This window comes from Arthrobacter sp. HMWF013 (genome assembly GCF_003061105.1).
GTDB lineage: Bacteria > Actinomycetota > Actinomycetes > Actinomycetales > Micrococcaceae > Arthrobacter.
The window spans coordinates 1246-9377 of sequence record NZ_QAIQ01000660.1; the positions used below are offsets into that span (position 1 = coordinate 1246).

Annotated in this window: 5 protein-coding genes and 1 pseudogene; 2 read left to right on the forward strand and 4 right to left on the reverse strand. The window is 66.6% G+C overall.

All coding sequences use genetic code 11. The features are described from left to right. Nucleotides 1-311: pseudogene (locus DBR22_RS24970) on the forward strand (septation protein SepH); the annotation flags it as partial. 4 nt (nucleotides 312-315) lie between these two features. Here DBR22_RS24970 and DBR22_RS21605 read toward each other — a convergent pair. The 4 genes from DBR22_RS21605 to DBR22_RS21620 all read right to left on the reverse strand — a co-directional run bounded on the left by DBR22_RS21605 (nucleotide 316) and on the right by DBR22_RS21620 (nucleotide 5777). Then, entirely contained in the window at nucleotides 316-1035 is a 720-nt protein-coding gene (locus tag DBR22_RS21605) for a thymidine kinase (protein ID WP_108600675.1), read from the reverse strand. After that, nucleotides 1028-2197, reverse strand: coding sequence for an alkaline phosphatase family protein (locus tag DBR22_RS21610; protein WP_258229375.1), 1170 nt, complete (start codon nucleotides 2195-2197; stop codon nucleotides 1028-1030). The genes DBR22_RS21605 and DBR22_RS21610 overlap by 8 nt, the downstream gene beginning before the upstream one ends. A gap of 106 nt (nucleotides 2198-2303) precedes the next feature. Continuing rightward, nucleotides 2304-3050 carry a DUF5998 family protein gene (locus DBR22_RS21615; RefSeq protein ID WP_108600677.1) on the reverse strand — a complete coding sequence of 249 codons (747 nt, stop codon included), beginning with the start codon at nucleotides 3048-3050 and terminating at the stop codon, nucleotides 2304-2306. Between the two features lie 42 nt (nucleotides 3051-3092). Then, the gene (locus DBR22_RS21620; protein ID WP_108600678.1) at nucleotides 3093-5777 is read right to left on the reverse strand and encodes a bifunctional acetate--CoA ligase family protein/GNAT family N-acetyltransferase; all 2685 of its coding nucleotides are present in this window, start codon (nucleotides 5775-5777) and stop codon (nucleotides 3093-3095) included. 89 nt (nucleotides 5778-5866) lie between these two features. Between DBR22_RS21620 and DBR22_RS21625 the strand changes: the two genes are divergently transcribed. Then, on the forward strand, nucleotides 5867-8132 hold a 2266-nt coding region (locus tag DBR22_RS21625; protein WP_258229372.1), incomplete at its 3' end, for a DNA gyrase/topoisomerase IV subunit A.

Sequence of the window (8132 nt, forward strand, 5' to 3'; positions counted from 1 at the left end):
TCAGTACAGACACCAGGGAAATCACCATTGTGGCGTCCCCTCAGCGTTCCGCAGGACCTGTATCGCCGTCGGAGCCGCCCAGGGAGCCAACACCTGAGCCGTCGGCCGGGCCCCGCCATCCGACGCTCAGCGTTGGCTTGGATGAGCTCCTGGGCGGCGGAATGCCCCGCAGGGCCGTGGATCCGCAGGGTCCCGGCGAACGTGATCCGCGCGGGGACGACGCCGACCTGCCCGAACGGCAGCCGGCAAAACCGAAGCGGTCCACCGTCCCCAGCTGGGATGAGATTGTCTTTGGAACCCGGAGAGACTGACTTCTCAGGCTGAGGTTTCGCCGGATCCGCGCCACAGGCACGCATCCACCTCGAAGGGCAGCAGCGGATCCTGCCGGGCCATGATGTTGGCACCGTGCGCGGTGACCCGCCGCATGTAGTGCCGGCGGCAGAGCGTCTCGTAGCCCACTACCGGCGCTCGGCCATCGCTGCCAGCGGACGCATGGTCAGTGCCCATTTCCACGTCGCCAACCACCACCTGGGCGCCTTCCATGACCATCACACCGTCCACCGTACGGGCGTTCTGGGTGGCCCGGCGCCCGCACCAGCACAGCGCCTCGACCTGGAGTACCTGCACCCTATCGGCAAGCTCGATCAGACGCTGGGAACCGGGAAACAGCCTGGCGCGGAAGTCAGCCGTAATGCCGAAGGCAAAAACGTCCACGTCCATCTCGTCCACCACCCGGGCCAGCTGCTCCACTTGGGCGGGCGAGTAGAACTGGGCCTCGTCGCAGATCAGGTAGTCAACACGCTTGCCTTTAGTGCGCCGGTTGACTACTTCGTCCCAGAAGTCTGTGGTGTCCAGGACCTCCACAGCATCGGTCTCCAGACCCAGCCGGCTGGAAATCCTTGACCCGCCGGCGCGGTCGTTGCGGCTGAACCGGACACCGCCCCGCCCCCGGGCCCGGTGGTTGTAGTCCATCTGCAGGGCAAGGGTGGATTTGCCGCAGTCCATGGTGCCGGAGAAAAACAGCAGCTCAGCCACGGGCAGATCTCCTGCCTTCGGCCGGAAAGCACAGCAGCGGGACTTCGCGTTCCGCCTTGGTCAGGGAGCCGTGCTGACCGACAACCTCCATGGCGGCGGGCCTTACCCGGCGGGTGTCGTAGAGGGCCAGGGCGTCGCGGGCGGCAATCATGATGTCGCCGATCCGCGGTTCGACGGCGGGGCGTACAGTCCCGAAGAGCCCGGCAGCAATCGCTTCCTCGCGGGTAAAGGCCCAGATCCTGTCACCGAAGCGGGCACGCCAGGATTCGAGCAGGCGTTGCCGGCCCGCGGTACCGGCCCCCGGTTCAAGATAGAGATGCACCATCCGCGGCTCCCCTGCTGTGTGCCGCACCCCGTCGATGAGAGAGGGGTCCGCGGAGTAGTCGATGCGCTGCTGTTCGGGCACGTCGAGCATGCCGTGGTCCGCGGTCAGCAGCACCGTGGTGCCCGCGGGCAGGGAGGCGTTGAGTCGCTTGACGGTGGCATCGAGCTCCTCCAGCTGGTGTTCCCACTGCTCGGACTGGCAGCCGTACCGGTGGCCGGCTTTGTCCAGTTCGTTGACGTAGAAGTACATCAGGGACGGCCCGGCGGTGGCCATGGCTTCTGCGGCGGCCGCGGTGCGGGCATGGGATGTGGTGGCGGAGACGAAGCGTCCACCCCGGAGGGCCGCCCTGGTCATGGGCGAGTCGCCGAACTGCGGCAGGCTGACGGTGATCACGTCAAGGCTCTGCGCAGCCCGTTCAAAAACCGTGGGAAAGGGCTGCCAGGTGACGGGGTCCACACCGGCATCCCAGTTGCCCAGCATGTTTACCACTTTGTCCTGTGCGGGGTCCAGGACGTCATAACCCACCAGTCCGTGCTGGCCCGGCGGGACGCCGGTGCCGAAGCTGGAGAGGGCGGAAGCGGTGGTTGAGGGGAACGTGGAGTCCAGCCACACCGGAATCTCCCCTTGGCCTGCCTGCATCCTGGACCGCAGGAAGGGAGTGTGGGCGGACTTCTGTTTCAGCAGGTTCCGGCCCAGGCCGTCGGCGAGGACCACACAGACGCGCGACGCCGGCGGGAGACCCAGGGTGTTGGTGAAACCCTCAGCGCCCAGGCTGGCCGCCGCGCTGGTCAGGACCTCCGCGACGGAACGCCGGCCAAAGGCAGGCGCGGGTGGCATGTTTGCCGGGACAGCGGTCCCGGCGGCGGGAGTTCCTGAGCCGCCGGTTCCTGCGGTGGACGCGGGCGCTGCGGCGGACAGGGTCGTTTTTCCGTGGTCCGGCATCTCAGCGCTGCTGGTGCCCGCGGCTCAGCCGGTTCCCGAAAACACCCGTCCTGGGACGGGGCTGGAGGGTTTGGCCGTTGTGGGACACCGGGGCCGTGGACCCGGTGTTCACTGCCCGGAGGGCACGGGCGAAGAGCTTGGCGTCCTGTACCGCCTGCAGGCCGTCGGCCTCGGCGCTGATGCGCAGGACGATGTCTTCCTGGGCGATGGTTCCGCTGTAGCCGTGATCGGCCTCGCACTGCGGATCACCGCAGCTCGCGGGGCCCATATCCAGTCTCTGGCCGCCGGACCAGGCAATGGCGAGGGTGACCTCCCGGACAGGATCGGAGGGTTTGTAGTCCTGCGGCTGGGAGTACATGTAGCTGAGCACCACGGACCGGATCTGGGCCACCGGGACGGATTCGGTGGAGATCTGGGCGACGGTTTGTTCGCCGGCTTCATCCAACTGCTGGTCGTCCACATGGGTGATGACCAGCATGTCCGAGGTCAGTACCAGCACGGTGATGTGCCGGCGGACCTCTGCCCGGTCAAAGTGGGTTTCCAGGTGCACGAGGTGGGCCACGCATTCGCGGCCGTCCAGGGCGTCGTCGACGACGTCGGCCACCAGAAGCGGGTAGAAGCCGGCCTTCTGGAGCGCGCCGTCGAGGGTCTGCCCCTGCGGCGTGTGGCTGTGTGAGCTGTGCGGGCGGGTTGCCAGGTTGTCACTGCCGGGCGTGGAAGGCGTTGACTGGGGAGGCTGTGAGCTCATTCCCCCATTTTCACAGATCGGCCGGGGACTTGCTAACCGCCGTCAGCCGAGCATGGCCCGGCGCGCGCTGTCGGTGCGCTGCGCTGCGTTGCCGATCCGGATGTCCGCCGCAAGGATGGTCACGCCATGAGGGCCGCACAGGACGGGATTGAATTCCACCAGGGCTATCTCCGGATGGTTGTCCTTCATCCATGCAAGCCTGCCCGCCAGGTCTTCCAGGGCATCAACATCCACGGCGGGAAGTCCCTGGTAGCCGAAGAGTTTGCGTGCCGCCCTGGGTGCGCGGATGAAGTCCTTGACGTCAACGGCGGACAGCGGCGGCACGCGGTGCGCCCAGTCGTCGAGCAGGTTGACGGCATCCCCTGCCAGCCCGAAGGAGATCACCGGTCCGAGCAGCGGATCCTCGATGGCACGGAACGTGCAGGCCTGGCCCACCGGCGCCATGGTCTGGACCTCCAAAGCCCGGGAACCATAGGGAGCCAGCGAGCGCCGCATCTGGGCGATGTTCCGGCGGAGCGATTCCGCATCCTCGATGTCCAGGCGCACCCCGCCCAAATCGAGGCGGTGGCGGAGGGCCGGATCAGTGGTTTTCAGGACCACCGGGTAGCCCAGCCGGCCTGCGGCTTCGACGGCTTCGTCCTCCGTTTCGAACCTTACGGACGGCAGCACCCGGATGCCGTAATGCGCCAGCAGCGCGGACGCGGACCCCGGGTCCAGCGTCTTCAGCTGTTCGCCCTGAACGTCGTGGAGCAGTTGCTCCAGCAGGATCCGCGCATTTTCGGGGTTGCAGCCTTCGGGCTCGACAAAATGGCCCGGATCCCGTGCCACCCACTCGGCGTAGCGCACGGTGGCGGCGAGCGCTGCCACCGCTGCACCGGGATTGGAGAAGCAGGGAACTGCCCGGCCGTCGGCTCCCATCATGCCCTCCACATAGACCGAGGGATCGAGGATGCCGGTGAACGCGGCCACCACGGGCTTTCCGGCAGCGGCGGAGCATTCGGCCAGGACTTCGGCGATGTGGTCCACCGTCAACCCCCTGGCCGGCAGCAGGGCCGCCACCACGGAGTGCACCGTGCCGGAGGCGAGGGTCTCCTGGAGGCTGCGCCTGAGTGCAGGCAGTGCCAGTGACATGCCGGCGTCGAGGTCCACATCGGTGACGATGCCATCCACTTCCAGGCCATGCGCCGCGGCGCTGTCCGCGACGACTTTGCCCAGTGCCAGGGAATTGCTGAAGATGGCCAGTCCTGGTCCCGCGGGCAGCGGCTGGCCTGCCACAACCTGCGCGATGTCCATCAGCTGTTCGATGGTCTCCACCCTGATGACACCGGACTGGCGCATCATGGCGTCCAGCGCTCCGGCCGGGGCCTGGGTGGTCCGGACAGCATGGCCGGGCGGCAGGCGCAGCCCCATGGTCTCCGATTTGGCCACCACCACCGGTTTGGTGCGTGCCAGCCGCCTCGCGATCCGGGAGAATTTGCGCGGGTTCCCGATCGACTCCAGATACAGGCCCACGGCGGTGGTGCCGGCGTCGTCCTCCCAGAACTGCATCATGTCGTTGCCGGAGACGTCCGCCCGGTTACCGGCCGACAACAGGGTGGACAGGCCCAGCCGGCGCCGGCTTGAGGCGGCGTAGAGGGAAACGCCGATGGCAGCCGACTGGCTGAACAGGCCCAGGCCGCCGCGCCGCGGCATGGTGGGCGCCATGGAGGCATTGAGCATCACGTCGGGGTGGGTGTTCACGATTCCCAGCGAGGCCGGCCCGATGACCCGCATGCCGCTGGCCCGGGCTTTGCGGACCAGGTCGCGTTGGCGCGCAAGGCCGCGGGCGCCGTCGTCCTCGAAGCCTGCAGTGGCGATCACTACTCCCTTGACTCCGGCCGCGGCGCACTGGTCCACCACAGTGGCCACTTCCTCGTAAGGGACCGCGATGATGGCCAGCCCCACCTGGTCCGGCACGTCCTGGAGCCTGGCGAAGGAGATCATCCCGGCCAGCTCAAACGCCTCGGGGTTGATGGCGTAGACCGGTCCGGAAAAGCCCCCTTCGATGATGTGCTCAAGCAGCTGGTAACCCACGGTTCCCCATTTGCGGCTGGCACCGATGACTGCAACGGACGACGGCGTCAGCAGGTCCCGGACGCTTCTGGCCTCTGCGCGGTGCTCCCGTGACTCCATCACGGCCCGGGACTTTTCCGTGGGGTCGATATTGAACTCAAGGCTCACGACGCCGTCGTCGAAGTGGCGTTTGACATCGTAGCCCGCGTCAGCGAAAACCATCAGCATCTTGCGGTTTTCCGGCAGGACTTCGGCGCTGAAGCGGCGGATGCCGTTTTCATGGGCCGCGGTGGCCAGGTGTTCGAGGAGGATGGAGCCGAGGCCCCGGCCCTGGTGGGCGTCCGCGATATTGAAGGCGACCTCGGCTTCGGCGGGATCATCCAGCCTGTCGTAGCGGCCGATCCCAAGGATCTCGCCGCGGAAAGTGATGACCAACGCCACCCGGTCCTTGTAGTCCACCTCGGTGAAGCGTTTGAGCTCCTTGCTGGACAGGCGGGCCTTGAAGGCGAAGAAGCGCATGTAAATTGAGTTCTGCGACTGCCCTGCGTGGAAGGCCTGGACCGCGTCCGCATCACTGGGAAGGATGGGCCGCAGGTGGGCTGTTGCACCGTCCCGGAGAACGACATCGGCTTCCCAATGTTCCGGATATACGCCGTCCCCGGGCTGATCCACCATAGGCTTAGCCTAACCACAAACTTCCGCCGCCGACCCGTTGCCTGAAGACCAGATCGAAAACCAGTACCCCAGAAGGATCCTCCCGCCCTATGGCACGCCGCCAAAGCCCTACCCCCGCCGGGGATGCCAGCCAGGATTTCGTCGAGAACATCGTTGATATCGACGTCACGTCCGAAATGGAAGGCTCCTTCCTCGAGTACGCGTATTCGGTGATCTACTCCCGGGCCCTGCCTGATGCCCGCGACGGCCTGAAGCCGGTCCAGCGCCGGATCCTGTACATGATGAGCGAAATGGGCCTGCGCCCGGACCGCGGCCACGTCAAGAGCGCACGCGTGGTGGGCGAGGTCATGGGCAAGCTCCACCCCCACGGCGATACTGCCATCTATGACGCCATGGTGCGTATGGCCCAGGACTTCTCGCTGCGTCTGCCCCTGATTGACGGTCACGGAAACTTCGGCTCGCTCGACGACGGCCCGGCAGCTCCCCGGTACACGGAGGCGCGCCTTGCGGCGGCGGCGCTGACGCTCACTGACCACCTTGATGAAGATGTGGTTGATTTCGTCCCCAATTACGACAACCAGCTGACGCAGCCCGATGTCCTTCCGGCAGCGTTCCCCAACCTGCTGGTCAACGGAGCCACGGGCATCGCCGTCGGCATGGCCACCAACATGGCCCCGCACAACCTGGTGGAAGTCATTGCAGCCGCCCGCCACCTGATTGCCCATCCGGATGCCAGCCTGGATGACCTGATGCGGTTTGTCCCCGGACCTGACCTGCCCACGGGCGGGCGGATTGTGGGCCTGGACGGTATCCGCGACGCCTATGCCACGGGACGCGGTTCCTTCAAGACCCGGGCCAAAGTGGAGATCGAGCAGCTTTCGGCCCGCCGCACCGGCCTGGTGGTCACCGAACTGCCGTACATGGTGGGCCCGGAAAAGGTGATCGAGAAGATCAAGGACGCCGTCAACGGCAAGAAGCTGACGGGCATCAGCGACATCGTTGACCTGACCGACCGCCAGCATGGACTGCGCCTGGTCATCGAGCTGAAAAACGGGTTCAACCCCAACGCCGTGCTCCAGCAGCTGTACCGCTACTCGCCGATGGAGGATTCCTTCGGCATCAACAACGTCACCCTGGTCGATGGCCAGCCCCAGACTCTGGGGCTCGTGGCTTTGCTTTCCGTCTATGTGGGCCACCGCATTGATGTGGTGCGCCGGCGGACCGCGTTCAGGCTTCTCAAGAAGAAGGACCGCCTGCACCTCGTGGAGGGCCTCCTGATCGCGATTGTGGACATCGACGAGGTCATCCAGATCATCCGGTCCTCGGACGAGGCTGCGGCCGCCCGGACCCGGCTGATGTCCATCTACGATCTCTCCGAGATCCAGGCCAACTACATCCTTGAACTGCGGCTGCGTCAGCTGACCAAGTACTCCCGGATCGAGCTGGAGAAGGAACAGGATGAGCTGCGCCGCGAGATCGCGGAGCTCGAAGCCATCCTCGGCTCCGAGGAGCGGCTGCGCGGACTGGTGTCCACCGAACTGGGCGAAATCGCCGAAAAGTACGGCACGCCGCGGCGGACCGTCCTGCTCGAATCGGAGGCGGTCTCCCCCACTGTCGCTGCTGCCCTCGCCGCCGCGCCGGGCGCGAAAGGCGGCAAGGCCGCACCCCTGGCTTTGGAAATCGCGGACGATCCCTGCTGGGCAATCCTCACGGCTTCGGGCCAGATCGCGCGCACGTCCAACCAGGAGCCGTTGGCCGAGTCCGGCCCCCGCTCCAGGCACGATGTCTTCCGCTCAGTGGTGAAGACGTCGGCCCGCGGGGAAATCGCCGCGGTGACCTCCCAGGGGCGGATGCTGCGGCTCCAGGTCATGGACATGCCGGTGCTCCCGCCGATGTCCGGCCTGCCCAACCTGGCCGGCGGTGTGCAGGCCAAGGATTTCATCACCCTGCTGAAGGGGGAATCGCTGGTGGCCTTCGCTCCGCTGGATGAGATCCTGGCCATCGGTACGGTGCAGGGCATCGTCAAGCGCGTCCAGCCGGAGTACCCGCTGAACCGCGAGGACTGGGAAGTCATCGCGCTCAAGGACAAGGACCTGGTGGTGGGGGTGGCCCCGGCCGGGCAGGACGACACCGAGCTGGTGTTCCTCACCCGCGAGGCGCAACTGCTCCGGTTCAGCGCGGCCAACGTCCGTCCGCAGGGCAGGACGGCGGGCGGCATGGCGGGCATCAAGCTCGCCGCGGGCGATTCCGTGATCTTCTTCGGTGCCGTCACCGCCACCGACGACGACGCCGTCGTTGTCACCATCTCAGGTACTGACGGCGCCCTGCCGGGCACGGCTCCGGGTGCGGCAAAGG

Coding starts and splice junctions, on each gene's coding strand:
- DBR22_RS21610 (WP_258229375.1), bottom strand. CDS start 2,197: ATGCCACCCGCGCCTGCCTTTGGCCGGCGTTCCGTCGCGGAGGTCCTG.
- DBR22_RS21615 (WP_108600677.1), bottom strand. CDS start 3,050: ATGAGCTCACAGCCTCCCCAGTCAACGCCTTCCACGCCCGGCAGTGAC.
- DBR22_RS21620 (WP_108600678.1), bottom strand. CDS start 5,777: ATGGTGGATCAGCCCGGGGACGGCGTATATCCGGAACATTGGGAAGCC.